The organism is Bradyrhizobium sp. 179, from assembly GCF_023073535.1.
Classification (GTDB): domain Bacteria; phylum Pseudomonadota; class Alphaproteobacteria; order Rhizobiales; family Xanthobacteraceae; genus Bradyrhizobium.
On record NZ_JADPJR010000008.1, the window covers coordinates 68,234 to 92,132 of the forward strand.

Genomic DNA, 23,899 nt, shown 5'->3' on the forward strand with positions numbered 1-23,899 from the left:
GGTGAGACCGCGCCCTCACATTCGGTGTCGTCCCGACCTTTCGCGATTGCCGACCAAGGCGGGGATGACAATAGCTACTGCATCCCCAGCCGCCCCGCCTCCCAGCCCAGCATCGCCTGCTTACGGGTGATGCCCCAGTGATAGCCGGTGAGCGTGCCGCTCTTGCCGAGGGCGCGGTGGCAGGGCACCACGAACGAGACCGGGTTCTTGCCGACCGCGGCCCCGACGGCGCGTGAGGCCTTCGGGCTGTTGATGTTGCAGGCGATGTCGGAATAGGACACCGCGCGTCCCATCGGAATCTTCAGCAGCGTCTCCCACACCCGCACCTCGAAATCAGTGCCGATCAGGACCACGCGTAACGGCTGATCCGGCCGCCACAGCTTCGTGTCGAAGATGCGCTGCGCCAACGGCGCGGTGCCTTCGTGATCTTCCACATAAGTCGCTTTCGGCCAGCGTCGCGTCATGTCGGCGAGCGCGATCTTCTCCTCGCCATGGTCGGCGAAGGCCAGCCCCGACAAGCCGCGGTCGGTCGCGATCACGATCGCGGTGCCGAATGGCGAGGGATGGAAGCCGTAGCGCAGCGTCAATCCCGCGCCGCCGTTCTTCCATTCGCCCGGCGACATCGCTTCGTGGGTGACGAAGAGATCGTGCAGGCGGCCGGGGCCTGACAGGCCGGTGTCGAGCGCCGCATCGAGGACGCTCGCCGAATCCCGCAGGAGCCCCTTGGCATGGTCGAGGGTGAGCGCCTGCATGAAAGCCTTCGGCGTGATCGAGGCCCAGCGGCGGAACAGGTGGTGCAGCTCGTCGGGCGTGACGCCGGCCGCATCTGCCATCGCCTCGATGGTCGGCTGCGTCCGCCAGTTTTCGGAGATGAACGCGATCGCCCGGCGCACGGAATCATAGTCGCGCAGCGCGGCGTTCTGGGGGCCCGGCTTGGCCAGGCGGTGGTCATGTATGGCGAGTGTCATCATGACCGAAATGTAGGAGAGGGAAGGGTGCGAAACCACCCGATTTCCGATCTGGAATCAGCTGACCGGATTGTAGGTCGGGCCGCGTTTGGCGGCGTTCAGCGCCTCTACCAAGCCTTTGTAAAAACTTGCCTTTTCGTCCGGCCCGAGAAAGCGGGCGATCTGGATCTGGTGGCCGCGCGAGATCAGGTAGAGATGCTCGATGCCAAAGTCCTCGTCGATTTCCATGTCGAGCCGGACCCAGAGCGGATTGAACGTCCATTCGGCGACCTGGCCGCGATCGCTGACGCGACGCACGCGCAATTCGGAAGGGGTGACCATGATCTCCTCGCTGGCCCGCGCGGCGCGGAAATTGACCTTGAAGGCCCACCAGATCACGAGGACGTCGAGCCCGAAGAAGCCGAACACCGGCCAGGCGCCCATCATCAGAAAGGCGAGCCCAGTGACGAAGCTGACCACGCTCAGGAACAGCATCACGGCGAGGAAGCCGGTGCGATTCAGCGAGCGATGTGGCGTCAGCAGCGCGGAGAAGATCTGCACTTCGCGCGGATCTTCAGAAGGCTTGCGCTCAATTTCGTTGCCTGTGCTCATCGTCGCTCAGTATATCCCAATCATGGCGAAAATCACCCGCAAGCCGGTCCCACGCAAAACTCCCGGGCCGAAGAAAAGGCCGAAGCCGGCCGTTGCGAAGCCGAGGGCCCCCGCGAAGAAATCACTCAAAGCTACAAAACCCTGGACGCCCGCCGAAATTCACGAGGCCTTCAGCCGTTTCCGCAAAGCCAATCCGGAGCCGAAGGGCGAGCTCGAGCACGTCAATCCGTTCACGCTGCTGGTCGCCGTGGTGCTGTCGGCGCAGGCCACTGACGCCGGCGTAAACAAGGCGACGCGCGCGTTGTTCGAGGTGGCCGACACCCCGCAGAAGATGCTCGATCTCGGCGAGGAGCGCCTACGCGAGTACATCAAGACGATCGGCCTCTATCGCACCAAGGCGAAAAACGTCATTGCGCTATCGGCAAAGGTGCTCAGCGAATTCGGTGGCGAGGTGCCGCGGACCCGCGCGGGGATCGAGTCGCTGCCCGGCGCCGGACGCAAGACCGCGAATGTCGTGCTCAACATGGCCTTTGGCGAGCACACCATGGCGGTCGACACGCATGTCTTCCGCGTCGGCAACCGCACCGGGCTTGCGCCCGGCAAGACGCCGCTCGAGGTCGAGCTCGGCCTCGAAAAGGTGATCCCGGCCGAGTTCATGCTGCACGCCCATCATTGGCTGATCCTGCACGGCCGCTACACCTGTCTCGCGCGCAAGCCGCGCTGCGAGGTTTGCCTGATCAACGATCTCTGCCGCTGGCCGGAGAAGACGGTCTGAGTGCCGCGCCGGGCGCGTCACCGCATCTGCCGCGCCGGCTCGATCAGTTCGGGCCGCGGACCGGATAGCCGCTTGTGCATGTGGACCATAAAGGCCATGCCGAAGATCGGCGTCGCCAAGTTCACGATCGGAATCGAGACGAAGGCGGCGATGAAGAGGCCGGCGGTGAAGATGGTCGCGGCGTTGTCGCGCCGCATCGCCTTGGCTTGCTCCGGCGGGCGGAAGCGCATGGCCGCGAGCTCGAAATATTCTCGGCCGAGCAGCCAGGCGGCAGCGAGGAAGAAGATCAGGAAGCCGGCGCCGGCGAAGAGTACCAGCGGCAACGCGATCAGATAAACCACAATGGTCAGCAGCGCGGTCTTGATGCCCTCGAGGATTGCCTGGCCGAATGGCAGCGCAACGCCCGGCCGCTCGGCGGGATAATGCTCACGCTCGACGATGTCGGCGACGTCGTCGACGAACAGGCTCGCCACCAGCGAGGTGATCGCGGGCATCAGGAAGACGCCGCCGAACACGACGCCGAGGCCCGCTGCAATCGAAACGATCCAGGAAAGGACTTCAAGCGAGGAATGCCAGCCGAGCCCGAGCAGGCCCTCTAGCCAGACCTCGCCAGAGGTCGCAAACCAGCTGAGAAGCCGTTGCAGGCCGATCGCCAGCACGGTGATCAGCACCAGCGCAAGCCCGATCGATCGCCATAGGATCGAGCGCATCGGCGGCGAGATCATTTGCGACAACGCCTTCACGGCGGCATCCAGCATGGGGACCCTCTGAATAAACAACACGCGAGAGGTAGACACCCAATGTGGCTTCGGCAAGGGCGGCTTCATTCTTACCTTCTCCCCTTGTGGGAGGGTGGCGCGAAGCGCCGGATGAGGGGTTGTATCCTCGCATTCAAATGAGAGTTGGATGTGCGGAGACATACCCCTCACCCGTCTCACCGCTCCGCGGTGAGCCACCGCAAGGGGAGAGGGGTCGGCACCGCGTGTGCGGCTAGTTGCTACTCATGGCGATGGCCATGCCCGTGCTTGCGCGCCTTCACCTGCTTGGCTTCGCCGGTCGGGATCATCACGACGCGCCCGTAGCGCACGCCGCGTTCGGCGATGATGTGATCCGCAAAATGCTTGACCTCGGAGGCGGCCCCGCGCAGCGCCGTCATCTCCATGCAATTGTCGTCGTCGAGATGGACGTGCAGGGTCGCCAGCGCGAGGTCGTGATGGCCGTGGAATTCCTGCACCAGGCGTTTCGAGAGATCTCGGGCGGCGTGGTCGTAGACGTAGACGAGGCCCGCGACGCAGGAGCCGGTCTGCGTGGCGTCTTCGCTGCTCTGCTGCAGGCCGGCGCGGGCGAGATCGCGGATGATCTCGCTGCGGTTCTGGTAGCCGCGCGCTTCCGCCGCCGCGTCGATCTCCGCCAGCAGATCGTCCTCGATCGTGATCGTAATTCGCTGCATCAGGTATCTCTCCCCGCGTGCCAGCTTGGCCTGTTCGGGCTATGTATATATTGCCTGGCCGCGCAAGCGATTCACAGCCTGGTCGCACGCAGCCGCAGCGCATTTCCGACCACGCTCACCGAGGACAGCGCCATCGCCGCCGCAGCGATGATCGGCGAGAGCAGCAGGCCGAACGCCGGATAGAGGATGCCGGCTGCGATCGGGATGCCGGCGGCGTTGTAGACGAAGGCGAAGAACAGGTTCTGGCGGATGTTGCTCATCGTCGCCTGCGACAGTCTTCGCGCCCGCACGATGCCGACGAGATCGCCCTTGAGCAGCGTCACCCCGGCGCTCTCCATCGCCACATCGGTGCCAGTGCCCATGGCGATGCCGACCTCGGCGGCCGCCAGCGCCGGCGCGTCATTGACGCCGTCGCCGGCCATCGCGACGCTGCGGCCGGCCTTTTGCAGCCTGGTGACCACCGCGCTCTTCTGTTCCGGCAGCACCTCAGCCTCGACCTCGGCGATGCCGAGCCGGCGCGCCACCGCTTGCGCCGTCGTGCGGTTGTCGCCGGTCAGCATGATGACCTTGATGCCTTCGGCCGCGAGTGCCTTCAGCGCCTCCGGGGTCGACGCCTTGACCGGATCGGCGATCGCGAACAGGCCGGCGAGCCGGCCGTCCACGGCCATGTTGATCACGGTCGCACCGTCGCCGCGCAGCCGCTCGGCTTCGGCGTCGAGCAGCTGGGTGTCGATGCCGATCGACGACAGATATCCGGCATTGCCGAGCACGATGCTTTTGCCCTTGACCTTGCCGGTCGCGCCCTTGCCGGTCGGTGAGTCAAAATGCTCGACTTGACTAAGAGTGAGCTGCTTCTCGTTTGCCGCGCGCACGATCGCGTCGGCCAGGGGATGCTCGCTGGCACGCTCGACGCTGGCGGCGAGGCGAAGGACGTTATCCTCGGCAAAACCGGCAGCCGGCACGATCGCCACCACCTTGGGCTTGCCCTCGGTCAGCGTGCCGGTCTTGTCGACCACCAGCGTGTCGATCTTCTCCATCCGCTCCAGCGCCTCGGCGTTCTTGATCAGCACGCCTCCTTGTGCGCCGCGGCCGACACCGACCATGATCGACATCGGGGTCGCAAGCCCGAGCGCACAGGGGCAGGCGATGATCAGAACGCTGACGGCTGCGACGAGACCGAAGGCGAGACGCGGCTCCGGTCCAAACCAAGCCCAGGCAGCGAAGGCCGCCAGCGCGACAACGATCACGGCCGGCACGAACCAGCCGGCGACCTGGTCGGCCAAGCGCTGGATCGGCGCGCGCGAGCGCTGTGCGTCGGCGACCATCTGCACGATCTGCGACAGCAGCGTCTCTCGCCCCACCTTGTCGGCACGCATGATGAAGCTGCCGGACTGATTCAGCGTGCCGGCGATCACCTTGGCTCCGCTCTCCTTGGTGACCGGCATGGATTCGCCCGTGACGAGTGATTCGTCGAGCGAAGAGCGGCCTTCGAGAAGGATGCCGTCGACCGGCACCTTCTCGCCGGGGCGGACGCGCAGACGGTCGCCAGCATGCAGCGTATCGATCTCGACCTCGTGCTCGCTGCCATCGGGCTCGACGCGGCGTGCGGTCTTCGGCGCGAGCTGGAGCAGCGCCTTGATCGCGCCCGAGGTCGCGTCACGTGCGCGCAGCTCCAGCACCTGGCCGAGCAGCACCAGCACCGTGATCACGGCAGCCGCCTCGAGATAAACGGCGACCGCACCCTCATGGCCACGGAAGGTGTCAGGGAATATCTGCGGCGCGACGGTGCCGAGCACGCTGTAGACATAGGCCACTCCTGTGCCCATCGCGATCAGCGTGAACATGTTGAGGTTGCGCGTCCGCAGCGACTGCCAGCCGCGGACGAAGAATGGCCAGCCGGCCCACAGCACCACCGGCGTGGCGAAGAAGAGCTGGATCCAGTTCGACAATATCGGATCGATCCAACTGTGCGGGCCGGCGAGGTGGCCGCCCATCTCCAGCACCACGGCCGGCAGTGCCAGCGCCCCGCCGATCCAGAACCGCCGTGTCATGTCGGCGAGCTCGGGATTGGGACCGGCCTCCAGACTCGCGACTTCCGGCTCCAACGCCATGCCGCAGATCGGGCAGCTGCCGGGGCCGACTTGGCGGATCTCGGGGTGCATCGGGCAGGTGTAGATCGTGCCCGCGGGCATCTCAGGCTTGGGCGCCCCGTCCTTGGCGAGGTACTTGGCGGGGTCGGTAGCGAACTTTGTGCGGCAGCCGGCCGAGCAGAAATGGAACGTCTCGCCGTGATGTGTGAGGTGGTGCTGCGACGTCGTGGGGTCGACCGTCATGCCGCAGACGGGATCGAGGACCTTCGTCGCGCCACCGCCATGGTCATGCCCATGATGATGATCGGCGTGGCCGGCGTGATCGCCGCGGCCGCCGCAGCAGGAGGATGCCGGCTTTGCGGCCGGCGCGGCTTTGCTGGAACAGCCGCATCCGGCATGTGTTTCCTGCTTATGATGGTGCCTGTGGGGGTCGTTCATGGCGATGCTCCGCCCTTGCAATTGATACCCTACGGGGGTATATAAGCCCCATGCGTATGGACATCAAGGCATCAGTCGGAAAACGTCTCGGCCGGATCGAGGGCCAGGTTCGTGGCCTCGCGAAAATGGTGGAGGAAGATCGCTACTGCATCGACATCGTCACGCAAATCTCGGCGGTGCGCGCCGCGCTGCGCCGGGTCGAGGAGGAGATCCTGAAGGATCACGTCGCCCATTGCGTCGAGCACGCCATCGCCAGTGGCGACAAGGCCGATCAGCGCGAGAAGATCGCGGAGCTGATGGCGGTGATCGGACGGGCGGAACGGTAGGTCCGGCTCTCGTCATTGCAATGACGGTGGGTGGGAGCCGTGGTGTTTCCTTTAGCGTCGTCCTGGCAAAAGCCCATGGACTTTCGCCAGGGGACATCGGGTAGGCCAGTTTACGCCACCCTCTCCCTTGCCCGTCCCCGCCGCCGCGGGCGGTACATCGCCAATCTCTTCAGCAGCGGGAAATGCTCCGACATTCGTTCGGCCATCTCGGCAGGTTGCTTGCTCACTTCTTCAGCCGAAATTTCAGCCGGCGTCGCTTCGTCAGACGCCTCAGGAACGAGCGGCGGCGCACGGAGCGTTTCTGGAAACACACTGAATGTGCCCGCCACCTCCTCGAGCGGCTTTTGCTTGTCGGCCCAGTGCAAGGCTGTGTAGTCGAAGCCGTGCACGATGGTGGGTTTGACGACTTCGAAATAGGGCGAGATGTCGAAGTCGCGGGGCATGTAGAGCGAGGAATCGCGGATGTGCAGAATTTCGCGGCGAGCGGCGCGGCTGCCGGCCTTGGTGATCTTCGGCAGGATCGGGTAGCGCACGGCGTCGAATGCCTGCGCGATCAAGGCCGAGCAGATGATCTTGGTGGGATCGCCCGATCCCAGCGCGATCATGCGCCGCCGCCAGCGCTGCGGTATCGGCAACGGGAACAGGAAGCGCATGAGGTCGACGATGTTCTTGGTATCGTAGCCGAAGCCGATGCGGTTGATCGCATAGCGGCAGACGGTGGTACGGTCCTCATAGGACAGCCCGACCGGGCGGCAGACGCGGGTGTGATAGGGAAAATATTTCGACAAAGGCGCAGAGGTGACGCCCTCGCCGATATTGGCCTCGATCAGCACATGCGGCTCGCCGTCAGCCTCTTCCGCGCCCTCGATCGGACCGACATAGAGCGCAGCATGCGACCAGGTCGATTGCGTCAGATATTTGATGATACCAGAGATGCGGTTGTTGCCTTCGACCAGCAGCACGTCGCCAGGCTCGATGACGCCGCGCAGGTGCTCCGGGTCGCTCGGCGTGAACGGCTCGTAGCCCGGCACCTCCTTCGAGAGGTACGCGGCAATCAGCTTGCCGACCGAGTCCAGGACCGTCCCCATCTCAAACTCCCCCCAGGGCCTTTTCCGGCCGTCTTTTTCCCTTCTCTATCATGGTCCAAACGTGTTGCAATTCGGTTCATCACTCTGTGAGATCAAGCACGATTGATTCACCATGATGGTTGCTGCGCAACATCAGATACGGCAAGGTTCGCGGGCTGTTCCCATACGTCGCAAGTCCCCGGAAACCATGACAATGACTATCACGCGCCGCGGCTTCCTTTCGGCGTCGGCGGGCCTTGCCGCGATGCCTGTGCTGCGCGCGACCGCCGCGACCCCGCAGCGGGAGGCCGATGTCGTCGTGATCGGCGCGGGGGCTGCGGGGATTGCCGCAGCGCGGCGCATCATGGCCGCCAACCGCAGGGTTGTGGTGGTGGAAGCGGCGGCCCAGATCGGCGGCCGTTGCATCACGGATAGCACGATTTTCGGCACGCCGTTCGACCGCGGCGCGCGCTGGATGCACAATCCCGACACCAATCCGATGATCCGGCTGGCGCGCAGCGCCGGGCTCGACGTGCTGCCGGCGCCATCGGGCCAGAAAATGCGCATCGGCCGCCGCAATGCGCGCGCCGGCGAGACCGAGGAGTTCCTGGCCGCGCTGGTCCGCACCAAGCGTGCCATCGACGACGCCGCGCGCGGCAAGCTGGACACCTCTTGCGCCTCCGTGCTGCCGAAGGATCTCGGCGACTGGGCCGGCGCGACCGAGTTCATGCTGGGCGCGGGCTTCGCGGGCAAGGATCTGAAGGAGCTTTCGGCGATCGACAAGGCCCGCGCGCAGGACCGCAATGGCGCGATCGCCTGCCGCCAGGGTCTGGGGACGCTGATCGCAAAACTCGGCGAGCAGGCGCCGGTGGTGCTGTCGACGCCGGTGAGCCGGATAGTCTGGAGCAATCGGGATGTCGGAGTGGAGACCCCAAGCGGCAAGATCGCGGCCCGCGCCGCCATCATCACCGTCTCGACCAACGTGCTGACGTCTGGCGCGATCAAGTTCGCGCCTGACATTCCGAAACGCACGCTGGACGCGGCATCGAAGCTCACCCTCGGCAGCTACGATCGCATCGTGCTGCAACTGCCGGGCAACCCGCTCGGACTGTCGCGCGACGACACCCTGATCGAACAGAGCAATTCGACGCGGACGGCGCTGATGTTCGCCAATATCGGCGGCTCCGCGCTGTGCTCGATCGACGTCGGCGGCTCGTTCGGCCGCGATCTCTCCGGACAGGGCGAGCAGGCGATGACGGCTTTCGCGAAGGAGTGGATCACCAAACTGTTCGGCAGCGAAGCTGCGGCCGCCGTGCAGAAGACCACCGCGACGCGCTGGAATGCCTCGCCTTATGTCATGGGCGCGATGTCGGCGGCTGCGCCCGGCGGTCACCTCTCGCGGAAGGTTTTGACGGAGCCGATCGGCAACATGTTCCTTGCCGGCGAAGCCACGCATGAGACGCTGTGGGGCACCGTCGACGGAGCCTGGGAAAGCGGCGAACGCGCCGCGGACGCCGCGCTGCGCAAGATCGGCGCGCTGAGAGACGAGCCGGCGGATGTCCCGACGCAGTCGACCAAGAAGCGACGCGTGCCGCGGCAGTGAGGCAATCAACCCCCAACACTCCGCTGTCGTCCCTGCGAACGCAGGGACCACAGCATCGGTTTACCGCAATACCCCATCCAGCACCGGCAGCCCGGCAATCACCGCCAGCGCGATCAGCGCGTAGCAGATGCCGCGAAACACCTTCTCACTCGCGCGGCCGAACAGTGATGCACCGAACGCGACGCCGATCGCATAGACCGGGCCGACGATGAGCGAAAGCGCGAGCGACTCGCGCGAGATCAGGCCCGTGCTCGCGTAACTCACCATCGAGAAGAAATCCGATGCGCCGAAGAACAGCACGATGTTGGCGCGCGCGACGATCGGCGCAATCGGACGGCCGAGCCAATACCCGACGATCGGTGGACCGCCGGTCTGCGCCAGCCCGCTACAGAAGCCGGAAAGGCCGCCGATGCCGACCGAGAGCCAGGTGTGGTCCTTGCCGCGATAGCGCCAGCCCGACAGCAGCAGGAGCAGCAGCGCGGCGACGAAGCAGGAGATGATCCAGCGCGTGGTGACGGGCTCGAGCACGCTGAGAAAATAGGTCCCAAGGGGCACGCCGATCAACGCGCCCAGCACGATCACGGCCGTGGCCTTGCGGTCCGCCTTGCGCCAGGCGTCGGGCAGGAGCGGCGCGGCCGCGACGAAATCGATCACGAGCAGCAAGGCAGCCACGAGCCGCGGCGCAGCGATGCTGCTCGCCAGCGGCATGAAGATCAGCGCCGAACCGAAGCCGGAGAAGCCGCGGGCGGTGCCCGAAACGAACGCGACGGCGCAAAGCGCCATCGCAATGGTGAGGCTGACGTCCTTCGGCAGAAAGTCCGTCAGGCTCATCCGCGAAGAGTGCCGTCGGTCTTCTTCGCGACCTCGGCCACGACCTTCGCGGCCACAGCCTCGATCTCCTGGTCAGTCAGCGTCTTCTCGCGCGGCTGGATCGTGACCGCGATCGCGATCGACTTCTTGCCGTCATCGATGCCCTTGCCCTCGTAGACGTCGAAGACGTTGACCCCGGTGATCAGCTTCTTGTCGACGCCTTGCGCCGCGCGCACGATATCGCCGGCCTTGACTGTGCGATCGACGATAAAGGCGAAGTCGCGCGTAACAGGCTGGAACGCCGACAGCTCGATCGCAGGCTTGGCGCGGGTCGGCTTCTTCTTCGACTCCGGAATGCGGTCGAGGATCACCTCGAACACGATCAGCGGGCCATCGGCGCCGAGCGCCTCGAGCGCGCGCGGGTGCATCTCGCCGAAATAGCCGAGCACGTTCTGCGGACCGATCTGGATCGTGCCCGAACGCCCCGGATGCAGCCAGCCGGGGCCACCGGCGACGATCTGAAGCGCCTGCATCGGCGCGCCGGCAGCGGCGAGCACCGCCAGCGCATCGGCTTTGGCGTCGAACACATCAGCCTGCGCCGAGCCGGACCAGTGCCGGCCGAGACCTTCCGAGGACGCAAACCCGCGGCGTACGCCGCTCGCCGCCATGAACTGATCTTGCGGGCGGTCTCCCCTGAACAGCTGCCCGACCTCGAACAGCGCGACATCGCCAAAGCCGCGATCGGCATTGGCCTGCGCCGCCGCGATCAGCCCCGCGAGCAGCGTCGGGCGCATGTCGGAAAGGTCGGATGCGATCGGGTTCGCCACCTCGAGCTCGCGCTGCCCGCCGCCGAACAATTTTGCCGCAGGTTTTGCGATGAACGACCACGTCACGGCCTCGACCATGCCGCGGCTCGCCAGCGCGCGCCGCGCGCGCCGGGTGCGCAGCTGAAGCGGGGTCAGCACAGGTTTGCGTGCGTCTTCGCCGCGCTCGAACGCTGTCATCGGCACCTTGTCGACGCCGAAGATGCGCACGATCTCTTCGACGATGTCGGCCTTGCCGTGCACGTCGGTGCGCCAGGAGGGGACTGCGACCTTCACTACCGGGCCCGGGCCCGCCATCATGAAGCCGAGATGGGTCAGGATGCGCTTCATCTCCGGCTGCGGCACCTCGATGCCGGACAGACGCTTGACTTCGCTGACCGGGAAATCGATCACGCGGTCATCGCCGAAGGCCTTGCCGACCACGGCGGTCTCGGACGGCGTGCCGCCGCACAAGTCCATCACCAGCTTGGTCGCGAGCTCGAGCCCCGGCACCATGAAGGCCGGATCGACGCCACGCTCGAAGCGGTAGCGCGCATCCGAATTCACACCGAGCTTGCGGCCGGTCTGGGCGATGTTGATCTCGTTCCAGAGCGCCGATTCGATCAGAACGTCGGTGGTGTTCTCGTCGCAGCCCGAGGCCTCGCCGCCCATGATGCCGGCGAGCGATTCGACGCCGTGCTCATCCGCGATCACGCAGATATTGGGATCGAGATTGTAGGTGCGGCCGTCGAGCGCCAGCAGGCTCTCGCCCTCGCGGGCGCGCCGTACGACGAGATTGCCGCTCACTTTCTTGGCGTCGAACACATGTAGCGGCCGCGCGCGATCGAACGTCATGAAATTGGTGATATCGACCAGCGCGTTGATCGGGCGCAGCCCGATCGCGGTCAGCCGCGCCTGGAGCCATTCCGGCGAGGGGCCGTTCTTGACGCCGCGCACGAGGCGCAGCGCGAAGCCCGGGCACAGCGTGGCGTCTTCGACCGTCACTTTCACCGGGCAGGGGAATTCGCCCTTGATCGGCTTGATCGTGGGGTCCTTGAACTTGCCCATGTCGGCAGCGGCAAGATCGCGCGCGATTCCGTGCACGCCTGTGCAGTCCTGCCGGTTCGGGGTCAGGTTGATCTCGATCACGGGATCGCCAAGCGCGGCCCATTCGGCGTAAGCGGCGCCGATCGGCGCGTCCGCAGGCAATTCCATGATGCCGTCATGGTCGTTGGATATCTGCAGCTCGGCCGCCGAGCACAGCATGCCGCGGCTCTCGACGCCGCGGATGGTGCCGACCCCGAGCGTGATGTCCTTGCCGGGAATGTAGGTGCCGGGCGGCGAGAACACGCTGACGAGCCCGGCCCGCGCATTCGGCGCGCCGCACACGACCTGCACCGGCGCGCCACCGTCACCGGTGTCGACCATGCAGACCCGCAGGCGATCCGCATTCGGATGCTGCTCGGCCGAGATCACCTTCGCAATGGTGAAGGGCTTCAGCGCCTTTGCCTTGTCCTCGATGTTCTCGACCTCGAGCCCGATCATGGTGAGCTTGTCGGCGAGCTTTTCCAGGGGCTCGTCGGTGTCGAGATGATCCTTCAGCCAGGAGAGGGTGAATTTCATGGCTGTGTGCCTCGGCTCTTGTCGGTGTTTACGAATTGATCTTGGTCGGTGCCAGTGTTCCCTCCCCCCTTGTGGGGGAGGGTCAGGGAGGGGGTAAGCCGCGCGCTCTGACGGAAGCTGCCTGGCGGATTGCCTCGACAACTCCCTCAAGGTTTGACATCACCTGCTCATTCGTGAAACGCAGAACCTGAAATCCTTCCGCGGCGAAGAACGCGTCGCGGCGCTGATCTGCCTTCTGCCGTTCCTCGAAATTGTGAGATTCTCCATCGAGCTCGATAATTAGCTTCGATGAGAAGCACACGAAATCGGCGATGTAACGCCCGATCGGTGTCTGACGTCGGATGCCCACGCCATCCATGCGATTAGCTTTCAAATATCGCCATAGCAGTGTCTCAGCGTGCGTCATCGTGCGGCGAAGTTGCTTCGCTCGGCTGCGCTGACGGTCGCTCACCACTGTGTGCGGCATCTGCGGCTACCCCCCTCCCTGACCCTCCCCCACAAGGGGGGAGGGAACGGAAAGGGTCTTTGTGGAATTGCTCCCAGCGCTGATCATCACGAACTCAATCCCCCCGCCAACGTCGGTACCTCCAGCGGCTTGAAGCCGTAATGGGACAGCCAGCGGACGTCGCTGTCGAACAGCTGGCGCAGATCGGCGATGCCGTATTTCAGCATGGCGATGCGGTCGATGCCCATGCCCCAGGCAAAGCCCTGGTACTCGTCGGGATCGATGCCGCAGGCGCGCAGCACGTTCGGATGCACCATGCCGCAGCCGAGAATCTCCAGCCAGTCCTCGCCCTCGCCGAAGCGGATCTCGCCCTTGTCGCGACGGCACTGGATGTCGACTTCCAGCGATGGCTCGGTGAACGGGAAGAACGAGGGACGGAAGCGCATGTTGATGTGGTCGACCTCGAAGAACGCCTTGCAGAACTCGTGCAGGATCCATTTGAGGTGGCCGAGATGCGAGTGCTTGTCGATGACGAGGCCTTCGACCTGGTGGAATTGCGGCGTGTGGGTCGCGTCCGAATCGATGCGGTAAGTGCGACCCGGGCAGATCACGCGAATGGGCGGCTTCTGGCCCAGCATGGTGCGCACCTGCACCGGCGAGGTGTGGGTCCGCAGCAGCATGCGCGAGCCGTCTTCCTTCGGATGAAAGAAGAAGGTGTCGTGCATTTCGCGCGCGGGATGGCCTTCCGGAAAATTCAGCTTGGTGAAGTTGTAATCGTCGGTCTCGATATCAGGGCCTTCGGCGACCGAGAATCCCATATCGGCGAAGATCGTGGTCAGCTCGTCCCAGACCTGGCTCAGCGGGTGGATTCGGCCGGCTTCCGCCGGTGCCTCGCGCAGCGGCAGGGTGACGTCGACGGTCTCGGATGCGAGCCGCGCATCGAGCGCCGCCGACTTCAGCACGTCGCGCCGCGCCGCAAGCGCCTGGCTGACTTCGTCCTTGGCCTGGTTGATCGCCGCGCCTTGCGTCTTGCGCTCGTCCGGCGACATCTTGCCGAGCGTGGCGAGCAGCGCCGAGATCGAACCCTTTTTGCCGAGGGCTGCAACACGCACGGCTTCGAGCGCAGCCTCATCGGCAGCCGCGGCGATGTCGGCGATGATCTGGTTCTGGAGCTGGACAAGATCGGTCATGGCAATCCCTTTTGGCCAGGATGCTGAGCCGATGATCCTAGCCCGTCACACCCGGCGCGCTGCCGGGCATCCACGTCTGAGAAGTATGCGCAAGAGATGACGGCCGGGGCAGTAAGGCGGCAAGACGCGCCTCTGCCCGGGCCATCACAAGCTGAACGCTGTGCAGAGCACAGTGGAGGACCGCTACGCCGCCAGCGCGGCGTTGGCCCTGTTACGCCGCAAGGGCAGCCTTAGCCTTCTCGGCGATCGCCTGGAACGAGGCGGGCTCGTTGATCGCGAGATCCGACAGCACCTTGCGGTCCACGGTGATGCCAGATTTGGCGAGGCCGTCGATAAATCGGCTGTAGGTCAGGCCGAACGGACGGACTGCGGCGTTGAGGCGCTGGATCCAGAGCGCGCGGAATGTCCGCTTTTTGCGCTTGCGGTCACGGAAGGCATATTGCATGGCCTTCTCGACCGCCGGCTTGGCGGCGCGGATGGTGTTCTTGCGGCGGCCATAGAAGCCCTTGGCGGCCTTGTAGACTTTCTTGTGCTTGGCGTGGGCGGTCACACCGCGTTTGACGCGAGACATGACAAAAATCCTTCAGAGATGACTTCGGTTTCGGATCGCCGCGCGAACGCGGCGCGAGGTGGCAGTGATCGTGGACGCGGTCAAGCGTTCGGCAAGAAGTACTTCTTGACGTTGTCGCCGTCGGTCTTGAACAGCACGCGGGTGCCGCGGAGCTGACGGATCTGCTTCTTCGTCCGCTTGATCATGCCGTGACGCTTGCCGCGCTGGGCGTGCATCACTTTGCCGGTGGCAGTCACCTTGAAGCGCTTTTTAGCGCCCGATTTGGTCTTCAGCTTGGGCATTTGGCTCTCCTATGGCCGCAACAGAAATCCGCCCGTGAAGGCGGCTGGCCGTCTAAAATGCTCGTTAGAGCGTTGATTGTGCTCAGGTTTTGCGAACGAGCGCGAAACCCGCACGAAACACCGCCACGGCAGCCCTTAATCAGCCGGGCGATGAAGGCTGGGCTTATGACAGAGCGGGAGCCAAATGGCAACGATGAACCGCCGGAACTCTAGCCGCTGACTATTTGGGGTTGCTACCCCAATGTCCACGCCTCATGTCCGGAGCAGGACCCAATGGCCCATTCCCGCGATCGATTTCCTCTTTCTCGAGCTTTGCGCGCCCGCGCCGCCTGGCGCTGCTCGCAACTGGCAGGCGAGGAGAAGCTGACAAACAAAACGGCCCGCCGGAGATCCGGACGGGCCGTTGAAGTCTCAGTCCCAAAGAGCCGGTCAGCGCGGCGCCAGAACCATCACGACCTGGCGACCCTCGAACCTTGCGTCCTGCTCGACCTTGGCGAGCTCGGCGACGTCGGTTTTGATCTTGTCCAGAAGCTTGGTGCCGATCTCCTGGTGCGCCATTTCGCGACCACGATAGCGCAGCGTGATCTTGACCTTGTCGCCCTCTTCGAAGAACCGCTGCATCGCGCGCATCTTCACGTCGTAATCGTGATCGTCGATCATCGGACGGAGCTTGATCTCCTTGATCTCGACGGTCTTCTGCCGCTTGCGGGCTTCGGCGGCTTTCTTCTGAGCGGAATACTTGTACTTCCCGTAGTCCATGATCTTGCAGACGGGAGGGCTGGTATTCGGCGAAATCTCGACCAGATCCATGCCGGCTTCCTGAGCCATCTTGATGGCCAGGACCGTCTCGACCGTGCCTTTGTTGTCACCGGTCTGATCGATCAGCTGGATCTGCGCATTGCGGATATCATCATTGATGCGCGGCCCGTCTTTGCTGGCAGCGGGCGGAGCTTTATTAGGACGGCGAATGGGTGGTTCTCCAAAGTTGTGAAGGAAGCGGCTATCTTGAAGGAAGATGCGTTTGCCGGCAAGCAAGTCGCTCGTGCGAGAGGCGAAAAACCCTCAAATGCGAGGCATTTTGGCCACGCCCGTTGGCACGCAGACGACATAGACACCTTGGTTCTGTTCCGCAAGCGTCCCAAACGGCCAATGCCGAGGTCGGATTGTGCTGGCGGACGTGTCCAAACAGCTCAAACCGCACAGCCAGAGTAAACGTTCCATGACCGATGCAATTTCCGATATCGTGCTCGACTTCATCACTGTGGGCGACGGACCGTTGGCGCGCAGGATTGCGGTGCGCCGCCGCGCCGGAAAAGGCCCCGGGCTGGTCTGGCTCGGCGGATTCAAATCGGACATGCAGGGCAGCAAGGCCGTGGCGCTAGATGCCTGGGCCGGGGAGCACGGCCGCGCAATGGTCCGGTTCGACTATTCCGGTCACGGCGAATCCGGCGGCGATTTCGCCGATGGAACCATCGGACGCTGGCTGGAGGAGAGCCTAGCAGTGTTCGAGCGCTTCTGCGCCGGCCCGCAAATCCTGATCGGCTCGTCCATGGGCGGCTGGATGGCACTGCTGCTCGCGCGCGAGATCAAGAAGCGCCAAGAGACGCAACAGGCCGTGGCCTCGCTGTCCGGTCTCGTCCTGATCGCGCCGGCGCCCGACTTCACCGAGGAGCTGATGTGGAAGAACTTCTCGCCGGCGGTGAAGAAAGAGATCGAGACCAAGGGCCTCTGGCTGCGGCCGTCGGACTATGGCGACGGCTCGCCCTATCCGATTACGCGAAATCTGATCGAGGAGGGGCGCAATCACCTGGTGCTCGGCAGCGCCATCGATCTCGGCTGCTCGATCCGCATCCTGCAGGGCGCGAAAGATCCCGACGTGCCATGGCAGCACGCCTTCGCGCTGACACATCGCCTGCCGGCTGACGACGTCGTGCTGACCATGATCCAGGACGGCGATCACCGCCTCTCCCGCCCGCAGGACATCGCGCGCATTCTTGCGGCGGTCGCGGAGATCGGGTGAAGATGTTCTTTCTTCCTTCTCCCCTTGTGGGAGAAGGTGGCGCGAAGCGCCGGATGAGGGGTTGTTGCCGCGAGTCCGAATGCGAATTGGACTCGCGGAAGCAACCCCTCACCCGTATCAATCGCGCAAAGCGCGATTGATACACCCTCTCCCACAGGGGGCGAGGGGAAGAAAAACATCGGGAGCAACGCCAATGTCCATCACCGCCATGCTGCGCGCCTTCTGCGACGCTGTTGAACAGCGCAACGGCAAGGCGTTCGTCGAACTGTTCACCGAGGACGGCATCTACCACGACGTCTTCTACGGTGTCTTCACCGGTCGCGAGAAGATCGCCGAGCTGATCGACGACTGGTTCTATCGCACGGCGGCCGATTTCCGCTGGGACATGCACGATCCCGTCACCGACGGCACCACGCTCTATGCGCGCTACACCTTCAGCTATCGTTCGACCCTGCCGGAAGCGAATGGCGCGCGGGCGATGTTCGAGGGCGTGGCGATAATGACGCTGCGTGAGGGCAAGATTGCCAGCTATCACGAAGTTGCCAACACTGCGCCGGCGTTCGTCGACCTGAAGTTTGCGCCGGAGCGGATTGCAAAGATCGTGGCCAAGCAGGGCGCCGAGCTGAAGGCGCGCCCGGAAATGCAGCGGCATTTGGCGTAACTGTCTCCATTCGTCATTCCGGGGCGCGCCCCTTGGCGCGAACCCGGAACGACGAGTAGAGAGAGCGCTACCGCTTCGACGGATTCGCCATCGGCTTGCGCTGCGCCAGTGCGGCGACCGTGGCGGTGCCGATCGGTCCCTGTTCGTCATAGAGCCAGCATTCGCCGATCGCGACGCCATCGGTAGCGTGATGGTTCACCACCTCGAATCCGATCCAGTTTGTGATCGGCAGGCGATGCAGATAGATCGTGACGTCGCTGTTGATGTAGCCGAGCCCCCTGTCGCCGGCATTGGCAAACGGGCTGGCGAAATCGGCACCAACAGCGACATGGACGAACGGCGTCATCGCCACGCCCGCGACGAGCTCGCGCACCTCGCTCATCCAGAGCCGGCGCGGGCCGAGCGAGCCCATATGGCCGACGATCGGGCGCGTCGTCCATTTGCCGTTCATGCCGAGCCTGGGATCGGTGGGCTTGGGAATGTCGGCCGGTTTCGGCACGTCCCAGTTCGGCGGTGACCAGACATTGCCTTCGGGATTTTGTGTCTTGCGCAGCAGCTGGCAAGACGCCCGCGCCATGCTGACGCCGCCAGAAACAAACTCCGCCTCGACCACGCGGATGCGCAGGCCGTCGCGCACCAGGCGCGTCGTCACTTGAATGGGCTTGTCGATGGTCGGTAGCCGAAACATATCGACGGTGAGCCGCGCCGGCACGAATTCGGGGCCGGAATGACGCTCCTCGATGACGAAGCCGAGCAGGCCGATGATGACCCGTCCGTGCAGCGATTTCGGATCCCAGGGACCGTTGGAGACTTCCGTCGGATGGAATGTGTCGCCGTCGCGGGTAAAGAAAGGCATGCTTGTCATGGCGCGCGAGATTGAAGAAACGCGCGGGGAAATCAAGATCCCGATCCTCATGGTGAGGAGGCGCGAAGCGCCGTCTCGAACCATGCAGGCCCCGCTGCGGCAGCTCGGCCTTGATCCTTCGAGATGCCGCTGCGCGGCTCCTCAGGATGAGGAGCTAACCGTGCTTTCTGCGCGCCACTCCTCACGAACACTCTCGTCGGGCTGGCGATCGAGAACCTGCAGCCTCATCTCGGCAAACGCCTCCCGCTCCACCAACTGCCCCAGCGCCCACACCGCCGCCCCACGCACCAGCGGGCTCGGATCGTCGAGCAATCGCCGCGCCTCCGCAGACAGCGCCGGCTTCCCGGAATTGCCAATCGCAATCAGCACATTCCGCAAGAACCGGTCGCGCCCGATGCGCTTGACCGGCGACTTCTTGAACAGCGTGCGGAATGAAGCATCGTCGAGCCGTGCGAGTTCGGCGAGCGACGGCGCGCGCAGCTCGTCACGCGCCGCGAGCTTGGCCTCGCGACCCTCCTGCGCGAACTTGTTCCAGGGGCAGGCGGCAAGACAATCATCGCAGCCATAGATTCGATTGGCCATGGCTTTGCGAAATTCGCGCGGGATCGGACCCTTGTTCTCGATGGTGAGGTACGAGATGCAGCGCCGCGCATCGAGCTTGTAGGGTGCAGGGAACGACGCGGTCGGACAGATGTCGAGACAGGCCCGGCACGAGCCGCAATGGTCGATCTCTGCGTCGTCGCGCGGCAGCTCGAGCGTGGTGTAGATCGCGCCGAGGAACAGCCAGGAGCCGAACTCGCGCGAGACGAGATTGGTGTGCTTGCCCTGCCAGCCCAGATGCGCGGCTTGCGCCAAGGGCTTCTCCATCACGGCCGCGGTGTCGACGAACACCTTTACGTCCGACGGCGCGGTCGCAACCAGCCAGCGCGCCAGCGCCTTCAGCCGCTTCTTGATCAGATCGTGATAATCGTCGCCTTGCGCATAGACCGAGATCGCCGCATGCGTGCGCTGCTTGAGGATCGCAAGCGGATCCTGGTCGGGGCCGTAATTGACGCCGAGCATGATCACCGAGCGCACATCCTGCCACAGCCCGCGCGGATCGACGCGGCGCTCAGGGCTCGCGGCCAGCCAATCCATGTCGCCATGGCCGCCGGAGGCGATGAATTCAAGGAAGTATTTTCCGGCGCTCTCGATCGTGCCGGGTGCAGTGATGCCGATGCAGTCGAAGCCGAGCGCGCGTGCTTTGTGCGCCAGCTGTGTCTTCAGTGCAGTCGGATCGGAATTCAGAAATCCAGGTCCACGTAAGTCCGCGACGCCGGCACCCCGGCCAGCCATTCGCTGAGGAGCGGACGGAACGACGGGCGGGATTTCACCCGCGCGTACCACGCCTTTGCTGCGTCGTCCTCGCTCCATGGCACGTCGCCCAGATAGTCGATCGCCGAGAGATGCGCCGCGGCGGCGAGATCCGCGTAGGTGAGCCGGTCGCCCGCGAGGAAGTTACGCGTCTGCGCCAGCCAGCCGATATAGGCCAGATGATAGCGCACGTTTGCCTTGGCCGCGCGCATCACGTCGGCCGAAGGCGGGCCGCCGCCGTCCTCCTCGCTCATGAACCGCTTGTAGATGCGCTCGGTGACGAGAGGGTGCGAGACCTCCTCGAAGAATTTTTCGTTGAACCAGGCCATCAGCCGGCGCACCTCGACACGCTCGGTGATGCTTTCCGGCATCAGGCGCTTGGCGCCCATCGCGGCGCCATAGGCCTCGTCGACATATTCGGCGACGATCGCCGCGCCCGGTATGGGCGGCTGCTCGTCGTCCACCAGAACCGGTGTCGTGCCGGCCGCATTGAGCAGCAGAAACGCCTCGCGCCGCTCCCAGCTGCGCTCTTCGACCAGCTTCAGGTCGAGCCCGTATTCGCCCACGATCAAGCGAATGAAGCGCGAGTGCGGACAGAACGGATGATGAAACAGCGTAAACATGAAGCCTTTGACTATTTGATGGTGCTTAAGAATCCATCAATATTTGTGCGGCGCCACACTAGTCCTTCAAAACCGCGAAGCAAGGGCGTGACGTCGCATTTTGCGATTGCGGCATGGGGGCGAATAGGCGAGAAGAGCCCCGCTTTTCCAGCGGAAATGGACCGTAATATGTCAGACGCAATACGGGCAGTGATCCTCGGCATCATCGAGGGGGTGACCGAGTTCCTTCCCGTGTCCTCGACCGGCCACCTCTTGCTCGCGGAGCGCTTCTTCCATCTTGGTGAAGGTGCCTTCTGGGATTCGTTTACGGTTCTGATCCAGCTGGGTGCGATCCTCGCGATCGTCGGGCTCTATTTCAGGAAGCTGTGGGACGTCGCGATTGGCCTGTTTACGGGCGATGCCTATGCGCGCCGCTTCGTGATCGGCGTGCTGGTCGCGTTCCTGCCGGCCGTGATCGTCGGCCTCCTCGCCGGCAAGTACATCAAGAGCGTGCTGTTCAATCCGTGGGTCGTCTGCTTCACGCTGATCGTCGGCGGCGCCATCCTGCTCTGGGTCGACAAGCTCGAGCTCAAGCCGCGCGAGCATGAAGCCACCAAGTTTCCGCTGCTGATGTATCTCTATATCGGCATCGCGCAGTGCGTGGCGATGATCCCGGGCGTGTCGCGCTCCGGCGCCAGCATTGTGGCCGCCATGCTGCTCGGTGCGGACAAGCGCGCGGCGGCGGAGTTCTCGTTCTTCCTCGCCATCCCCACCATGATCGGCGCGTTCGCCTACGACTTCTACAAGAACCGCGCCGAGATGACGATGGATCATATGAACATCGTCGCGATCGGCTTCGTGGTGTCGTTCATCACCGCGATCATCGTGGTCAAGACGTTTTTGAGCTACGTCACCCGACACGGTTTCGTGCTGTTCGCCTGGTGGCGCGTCATCATCGGCACGCTCGGCCTGATCGCGCTGGCGCTGGGGCACTAAGTTCGAGGTACCCTAGCCCGGATCGAGCGTTCCGCTTCACCTCTCCCGTAGGGAGAGGTGGGCACTGAGACGCTTGGTTGGGCCGGCGTTCTCAACGCAATATAAGCTTTTGGCCGGTAGTCAGTCTCCAGCCCAGGGCCGCGCGCCCGGCACAGGAGCTGAACCATGACCCTCGTCAGCGGCTGGGGGCGTTTTCCGGTCGTCGATAGCGACGTGCTGCGGCCGTGCTCGTTCGCGGCCGTCGGCGAGGCTGTCTCGGCCGGCACCGTCGCGCGCGGCAATGGCCGCGCCTATGGCGATGCCGCGATCGGCGCCGCCAGGACCGTCGCGATGACGGGGTTCGACAGGGTCAGGTGGTTCGATCCCGCGAGCGGGCGCATCCGCCTCGAGGCCGGCGTGCTGCTGTCGGACCTGATCGAGACATTCGGCCCACGCGGCTTCCTGCCCTTCGTCGTGCCCGGCACGCGCTTCGTGTCGATCGGCGGCGCAATCGCGGCCGACGTGCACGGCAAGAACCACCATTGCGAGGGCGGCTTCGGCCGCTACGTCGACAGCATTTTGCTGCGCACCGGGCAGGGCGAGGTGATCGAAGCCTCGCGCGAGCAGAATTCCGATGCGTTTTTCGCGACCGTCGGCGGCATGGGCCTGACCGGAATCATCCTCGAGGCGACGATGCGGTTGCGGCCGGTCGAAACCGGATGGATCCGCGAGCGGGTGATCTCAGCGTCCGACCTCGATGCCGCGATGCGCGCACTCGACGCGGGCGATGCCGCGACCTATTCGGTGGCCTGGATCGATTGCGCGGCGCGAGGACGCGATCTCGGCCGCGCGCTGATCTTTCTCGGCGAACACGCCGGCAGAGACGAACTCGCCGCTGGCGCCGCTGCGTTTCCGGTCGGCAAAGATCCCAGCCTCGGCGTGCCCGTCGATCTGCCCTCGATCACGCTGAACCGCCACAGCATCCGCGCCTTCAACGAGCTGTACTATCGCATGGGCGCGCGGCGCGCCGGCGGCAGCCAAGTGGTCTCGCTCTATCCGTATTTCTTTCCGCTCGACAGCCTCAAAGACTGGAATCGCATCTATGGCAAGCGCGGCTTCGTCCAGCATCAATGCGTGATTCCGGAGCAGGGCGCGCGCGAGGTGCTCGACGACATCCTCCAGCGCGTCGCGCGTCGCGGCGATGCCTCCTTCCTCGCCGTGCTCAAGAAGCTCGGCCAGGGCGACGGCATCCTGTCGTTTCCGCTGCCCGGCTACACGCTGGCGCTGGATTTCCCGCTGAAGGGCGACATCCTGAATTTCCTCGACGAGATCGATCGGCTGGTCGTCGCTGCCGGCGGGCGGCTGTACCTCGCCAAGGATGCGCGCCAGTCGCGCGCGACGTTCGCGGCCGGCTATCCCGCCTTGCAGCGGTTCAACGCGATCCGCAGATCGCTCGATCCCACAGGCAACATCCGCTCGAAGCTTTCACAACGCCTGTTTGATGAGGTTTAGTCCGTGACGTCACGCAAGTCCGCAATTGTGCTGGGTGGCTCCTCCGATGTCGGCCGCGCCGCGGCGCGCGCCTTCGCCAAGGCGGGATACGACGTCGCGCTCGCCGGCCGCGACGTCGCCGCGCTGGAGCGGGATGCCGCCGATCTGCGCGCGCGTTACAATATCGAGGTCGGTCTTCACAAATTCGATGTGCTCGACACCGCGTCATTCGAAAGCTTTGTCGCCGGCCTGCCGGCGTTGCCTGATGTCGTGGTCTCGATCGTCGGCCTTTTGGGCGTGCAGGAGAACGCGCAATCCGATCTCGCCCACGCCACCACGATCATGCGCTCCAACTACGAAGGCCCGTCGCTGATCCTCGGCCTATTCGCCGAAAAATTTCTGGGCCGCGGCACTGGCACGATCGTCGGAGTATCCTCCGTTGCCGGCGATCGCGGCCGCGCCTCGAACTATGTCTACGGCTCGGCCAAAGCGGGCTTCTCCGCCTTCCTGTCCGGCCTGCGTGCCCGCGCCAGCCGCGGCGGCGTGCATGTCGTCACCGTCAAGCCCGGCTTCGTCCGCACCAAGATGACGGAAGGCATGAAGCTGATCGGCCCGCTCACGGTGGAGGCGCCGGTGGTCGGCGATGCGATCCTTCAGGCGGTCGAGAGGAAAATCGACGTCGTTTATGTCAGCGGCAAATGGCGCCTCGTGATGCTGATCATCAAGACGCTGCCGGAAGCGGTGTTCAAGAAGCTGAAGTTTTGACGTGTAGCCGCACCGGCGGTGCGCTCCCTCCCCCGCTTGCGGGCAGGGCTATCGCATATGGCGAAGCATACTGAGGAGGAAGGCATCATCCCAGCCCGCGCGCTTGATTTTGCGTCGAATCGAGGCGGTGTCGGGA

General features: G+C 64.5%; 24 protein-coding genes. 8 read left to right on the forward strand and 16 right to left on the reverse strand.

All coding sequences use genetic code 11. The features are described 5' to 3' along the window. Nucleotides 1-74: 74 nt before the first annotated feature. Both IVB12_RS01690 and IVB12_RS01695 read right to left on the reverse strand, forming a co-directional pair. Complete coding sequence (locus IVB12_RS01690) at nt 75-971, reverse strand: bifunctional helix-turn-helix domain-containing protein/methylated-DNA--[protein]-cysteine S-methyltransferase (RefSeq protein WP_247294997.1); 897 nt, start codon at nt 969-971, stop codon at nt 75-77. 54 nt (nt 972-1,025) lie between these two features. Beyond that, nucleotides 1,026-1,559 (reverse strand): DUF2244 domain-containing protein, encoded by a 534-nt coding sequence (locus tag IVB12_RS01695; RefSeq protein WP_247295000.1) that lies wholly within the window; start codon nt 1,557-1,559, stop codon nt 1,026-1,028. A 22-nt stretch (nt 1,560-1,581) separates the two neighbouring features. Here IVB12_RS01695 and nth point away from each other — a divergent pair, with 22 nt between their 5' ends. Then, nucleotides 1,582-2,334, forward strand: coding sequence for an endonuclease III (gene nth, locus IVB12_RS01700; RefSeq protein ID WP_247295003.1), 753 nt, complete (start codon nt 1,582-1,584; stop codon nt 2,332-2,334). 17 nt (nt 2,335-2,351) lie between these two features. Here nth and IVB12_RS01705 read toward each other — a convergent pair whose 3' ends face one another. The 3 genes from IVB12_RS01705 to IVB12_RS01715 all read right to left on the reverse strand — a co-directional run bounded on the left by IVB12_RS01705 (nt 2,352) and on the right by IVB12_RS01715 (nt 6,312). Then, complete coding sequence (locus tag IVB12_RS01705; RefSeq protein ID WP_247295007.1) at nt 2,352-3,092, reverse strand: sulfate transporter family protein; 741 nt, start codon at nt 3,090-3,092, stop codon at nt 2,352-2,354. Nucleotides 3,093-3,331: 239 nt separating this feature from the next. Continuing rightward, nucleotides 3,332-3,784, reverse strand: a complete 453-nt coding sequence (gene nikR / locus IVB12_RS01710; protein WP_247295011.1) for a nickel-responsive transcriptional regulator NikR — start codon at nt 3,782-3,784, stop codon at nt 3,332-3,334. 71 nt (nt 3,785-3,855) lie between these two features. Then, nucleotides 3,856-6,312 (reverse strand): heavy metal translocating P-type ATPase, encoded by a 2,457-nt coding sequence (locus IVB12_RS01715; RefSeq protein WP_247295014.1) that lies wholly within the window; start codon nt 6,310-6,312, stop codon nt 3,856-3,858. A gap of 50 nt (nt 6,313-6,362) precedes the next feature. Here IVB12_RS01715 and IVB12_RS01720 point away from each other — a divergent pair, with 50 nt between their 5' ends. Beyond that, the gene (locus IVB12_RS01720; protein ID WP_247295016.1) at nt 6,363-6,638 is read left to right on the forward strand and encodes a metal-sensitive transcriptional regulator; all 276 of its coding nucleotides are present in this window, start codon (nt 6,363-6,365) and stop codon (nt 6,636-6,638) included. Nucleotides 6,639-6,748: 110 nt separating this feature from the next. Here IVB12_RS01720 and IVB12_RS01725 read toward each other — a convergent pair whose 3' ends face one another. Then, nucleotides 6,749-7,726, reverse strand: a complete 978-nt coding sequence (locus IVB12_RS01725; protein WP_247295018.1) for a YiiX/YebB-like N1pC/P60 family cysteine hydrolase — start codon at nt 7,724-7,726, stop codon at nt 6,749-6,751. 193 nt (nt 7,727-7,919) lie between these two features. Here IVB12_RS01725 and IVB12_RS01730 point away from each other — a divergent pair, with 193 nt between their 5' ends. Continuing rightward, nucleotides 7,920-9,308: an NAD(P)/FAD-dependent oxidoreductase gene (locus IVB12_RS01730; protein WP_247295020.1), complete on the forward strand. Its 1,389-nt coding sequence runs from the start codon at nt 7,920-7,922 to the stop codon at nt 9,306-9,308. A gap of 60 nt (nt 9,309-9,368) precedes the next feature. Here IVB12_RS01730 and IVB12_RS01735 read toward each other — a convergent pair whose 3' ends face one another. The 7 genes from IVB12_RS01735 to infC all read right to left on the reverse strand — a co-directional run bounded on the left by IVB12_RS01735 (nt 9,369) and on the right by infC (nt 16,000). Next, nucleotides 9,369-10,139 carry a sulfite exporter TauE/SafE family protein gene (locus IVB12_RS01735; protein ID WP_247295022.1) on the reverse strand — a complete coding sequence of 257 codons (771 nt, stop codon included), beginning with the start codon at nt 10,137-10,139 and terminating at the stop codon, nt 9,369-9,371. After that, nucleotides 10,136-12,544: a phenylalanine--tRNA ligase subunit beta gene (gene pheT, locus IVB12_RS01740; protein WP_247295024.1), complete on the reverse strand. Its 2,409-nt coding sequence runs from the start codon at nt 12,542-12,544 to the stop codon at nt 10,136-10,138. Before pheT ends, IVB12_RS01735 begins: the two co-directional genes overlap by 4 nt. A gap of 82 nt (nt 12,545-12,626) precedes the next feature. Then, entirely contained in the window at nt 12,627-13,010 is a 384-nt protein-coding gene (locus tag IVB12_RS01745; protein ID WP_247295026.1) for an endonuclease domain-containing protein, read from the reverse strand. A gap of 86 nt (nt 13,011-13,096) precedes the next feature. After that, a complete protein-coding gene (gene pheS, locus IVB12_RS01750; protein WP_247295028.1) occupies nt 13,097-14,179 on the reverse strand; it encodes a phenylalanine--tRNA ligase subunit alpha in 1,083 nt (360 codons plus the stop codon). A gap of 211 nt (nt 14,180-14,390) precedes the next feature. Next, entirely contained in the window at nt 14,391-14,750 is a 360-nt protein-coding gene (gene rplT / locus IVB12_RS01755) for a 50S ribosomal protein L20 (protein ID WP_247295030.1), read from the reverse strand. 80 nt (nt 14,751-14,830) lie between these two features. After that, complete coding sequence (rpmI, locus tag IVB12_RS01760) at nt 14,831-15,031, reverse strand: 50S ribosomal protein L35 (RefSeq protein ID WP_008539890.1); 201 nt, start codon at nt 15,029-15,031, stop codon at nt 14,831-14,833. A gap of 429 nt (nt 15,032-15,460) precedes the next feature. Beyond that, nucleotides 15,461-16,000, reverse strand: coding sequence for a translation initiation factor IF-3 (gene infC / locus IVB12_RS01765; protein WP_247276617.1), 540 nt, complete (start codon nt 15,998-16,000; stop codon nt 15,461-15,463). A gap of 250 nt (nt 16,001-16,250) precedes the next feature. Between infC and IVB12_RS01770 the strand changes: the two genes are divergently transcribed. After that, nucleotides 16,251-17,051 carry an alpha/beta hydrolase gene (locus tag IVB12_RS01770; RefSeq protein WP_247295033.1) on the forward strand — a complete coding sequence of 267 codons (801 nt, stop codon included), beginning with the start codon at nt 16,251-16,253 and terminating at the stop codon, nt 17,049-17,051. A gap of 193 nt (nt 17,052-17,244) precedes the next feature. Then, nucleotides 17,245-17,712 carry a nuclear transport factor 2 family protein gene (locus IVB12_RS01775; protein ID WP_247295036.1) on the forward strand — a complete coding sequence of 156 codons (468 nt, stop codon included), beginning with the start codon at nt 17,245-17,247 and terminating at the stop codon, nt 17,710-17,712. Nucleotides 17,713-17,779: 67 nt separating this feature from the next. Here IVB12_RS01775 and IVB12_RS01780 read toward each other — a convergent pair whose 3' ends face one another. From IVB12_RS01780 to IVB12_RS01790, 3 genes are all read right to left on the reverse strand, one after another. Beyond that, on the reverse strand, nt 17,780-18,577 hold the full coding sequence (locus IVB12_RS01780; protein WP_247295039.1) for an acyl-CoA thioesterase domain-containing protein: 798 nt from the start codon (nt 18,575-18,577) through the stop codon (nt 17,780-17,782). A gap of 141 nt (nt 18,578-18,718) precedes the next feature. Continuing rightward, complete coding sequence (queG, locus tag IVB12_RS01785; protein ID WP_247295042.1) at nt 18,719-19,912, reverse strand: tRNA epoxyqueuosine(34) reductase QueG; 1,194 nt, start codon at nt 19,910-19,912, stop codon at nt 18,719-18,721. Then, nucleotides 19,861-20,553 (reverse strand): glutathione S-transferase family protein, encoded by a 693-nt coding sequence (locus IVB12_RS01790; RefSeq protein ID WP_247295045.1) that lies wholly within the window; start codon nt 20,551-20,553, stop codon nt 19,861-19,863. Before IVB12_RS01790 ends, queG begins: the two co-directional genes overlap by 52 nt. A gap of 168 nt (nt 20,554-20,721) precedes the next feature. Between IVB12_RS01790 and IVB12_RS01795 the strand changes: the two genes are divergently transcribed. From IVB12_RS01795 to IVB12_RS01805, 3 genes are all read left to right on the forward strand, one after another. Then, nucleotides 20,722-21,528, forward strand: a complete 807-nt coding sequence (locus IVB12_RS01795; RefSeq protein WP_247295046.1) for an undecaprenyl-diphosphate phosphatase — start codon at nt 20,722-20,724, stop codon at nt 21,526-21,528. Nucleotides 21,529-21,693: 165 nt separating this feature from the next. Further along, complete coding sequence (locus IVB12_RS01800) at nt 21,694-23,019, forward strand: FAD-binding oxidoreductase (protein WP_247295048.1); 1,326 nt, start codon at nt 21,694-21,696, stop codon at nt 23,017-23,019. Nucleotides 23,020-23,022: 3 nt separating this feature from the next. Beyond that, entirely contained in the window at nt 23,023-23,763 is a 741-nt protein-coding gene (locus tag IVB12_RS01805) for an SDR family oxidoreductase (RefSeq protein WP_247295050.1), read from the forward strand. Nucleotides 23,764-23,899 lie beyond the last annotated feature (136 nt).

Bases quoted from the DNA above. Each gene is read 5' to 3' on its own strand.
- IVB12_RS01720 (WP_247295016.1), top strand. From the start codon at position 6,363: ATGCGTATGGACATCAAGGCATCAGTCGGAAAACGTCTCGGCCGGATC.
- IVB12_RS01770 (WP_247295033.1), top strand. From the start codon at position 16,251: ATGACCGATGCAATTTCCGATATCGTGCTCGACTTCATCACTGTGGGC.
- IVB12_RS01725 (WP_247295018.1), bottom strand. From the start codon at position 7,726: ATGGGGACGGTCCTGGACTCGGTCGGCAAGCTGATTGCCGCGTACCTC.
- IVB12_RS01735 (WP_247295022.1), bottom strand. From the start codon at position 10,139: ATGAGCCTGACGGACTTTCTGCCGAAGGACGTCAGCCTCACCATTGCG.
- IVB12_RS01775 (WP_247295036.1), top strand. From the start codon at position 17,245: ATGTCCATCACCGCCATGCTGCGCGCCTTCTGCGACGCTGTTGAACAG.
- pheS (WP_247295028.1), bottom strand. From the start codon at position 14,179: ATGACCGATCTTGTCCAGCTCCAGAACCAGATCATCGCCGACATCGCC.
- rpmI (WP_008539890.1), bottom strand. From the start codon at position 15,031: ATGCCCAAGCTGAAGACCAAATCGGGCGCTAAAAAGCGCTTCAAGGTG.
- pheT (WP_247295024.1), bottom strand. From the start codon at position 12,544: ATGAAATTCACCCTCTCCTGGCTGAAGGATCATCTCGACACCGACGAG.
- IVB12_RS01695 (WP_247295000.1), bottom strand. From the start codon at position 1,559: ATGAGCACAGGCAACGAAATTGAGCGCAAGCCTTCTGAAGATCCGCGC.
- rplT (WP_247295030.1), bottom strand. From the start codon at position 14,750: ATGTCTCGCGTCAAACGCGGTGTGACCGCCCACGCCAAGCACAAGAAA.
- IVB12_RS01790 (WP_247295045.1), bottom strand. From the start codon at position 20,553: ATGTTTACGCTGTTTCATCATCCGTTCTGTCCGCACTCGCGCTTCATT.
- queG (WP_247295042.1), bottom strand. From the start codon at position 19,912: ATGGCTGGCCGGGGTGCCGGCGTCGCGGACTTACGTGGACCTGGATTT.
- nikR (WP_247295011.1), bottom strand. From the start codon at position 3,784: ATGCAGCGAATTACGATCACGATCGAGGACGATCTGCTGGCGGAGATC.
- IVB12_RS01730 (WP_247295020.1), top strand. From the start codon at position 7,920: ATGACTATCACGCGCCGCGGCTTCCTTTCGGCGTCGGCGGGCCTTGCC.
- nth (WP_247295003.1), top strand. From the start codon at position 1,582: ATGGCGAAAATCACCCGCAAGCCGGTCCCACGCAAAACTCCCGGGCCG.
- IVB12_RS01780 (WP_247295039.1), bottom strand. From the start codon at position 18,577: ATGACAAGCATGCCTTTCTTTACCCGCGACGGCGACACATTCCATCCG.
- IVB12_RS01690 (WP_247294997.1), bottom strand. From the start codon at position 971: ATGATGACACTCGCCATACATGACCACCGCCTGGCCAAGCCGGGCCCC.
- IVB12_RS01800 (WP_247295048.1), top strand. From the start codon at position 21,694: ATGACCCTCGTCAGCGGCTGGGGGCGTTTTCCGGTCGTCGATAGCGAC.
- IVB12_RS01715 (WP_247295014.1), bottom strand. From the start codon at position 6,312: ATGAACGACCCCCACAGGCACCATCATAAGCAGGAAACACATGCCGGA.
- IVB12_RS01795 (WP_247295046.1), top strand. From the start codon at position 20,722: ATGTCAGACGCAATACGGGCAGTGATCCTCGGCATCATCGAGGGGGTG.
- IVB12_RS01705 (WP_247295007.1), bottom strand. From the start codon at position 3,092: ATGCTGGATGCCGCCGTGAAGGCGTTGTCGCAAATGATCTCGCCGCCG.
- IVB12_RS01745 (WP_247295026.1), bottom strand. From the start codon at position 13,010: ATGCCGCACACAGTGGTGAGCGACCGTCAGCGCAGCCGAGCGAAGCAA.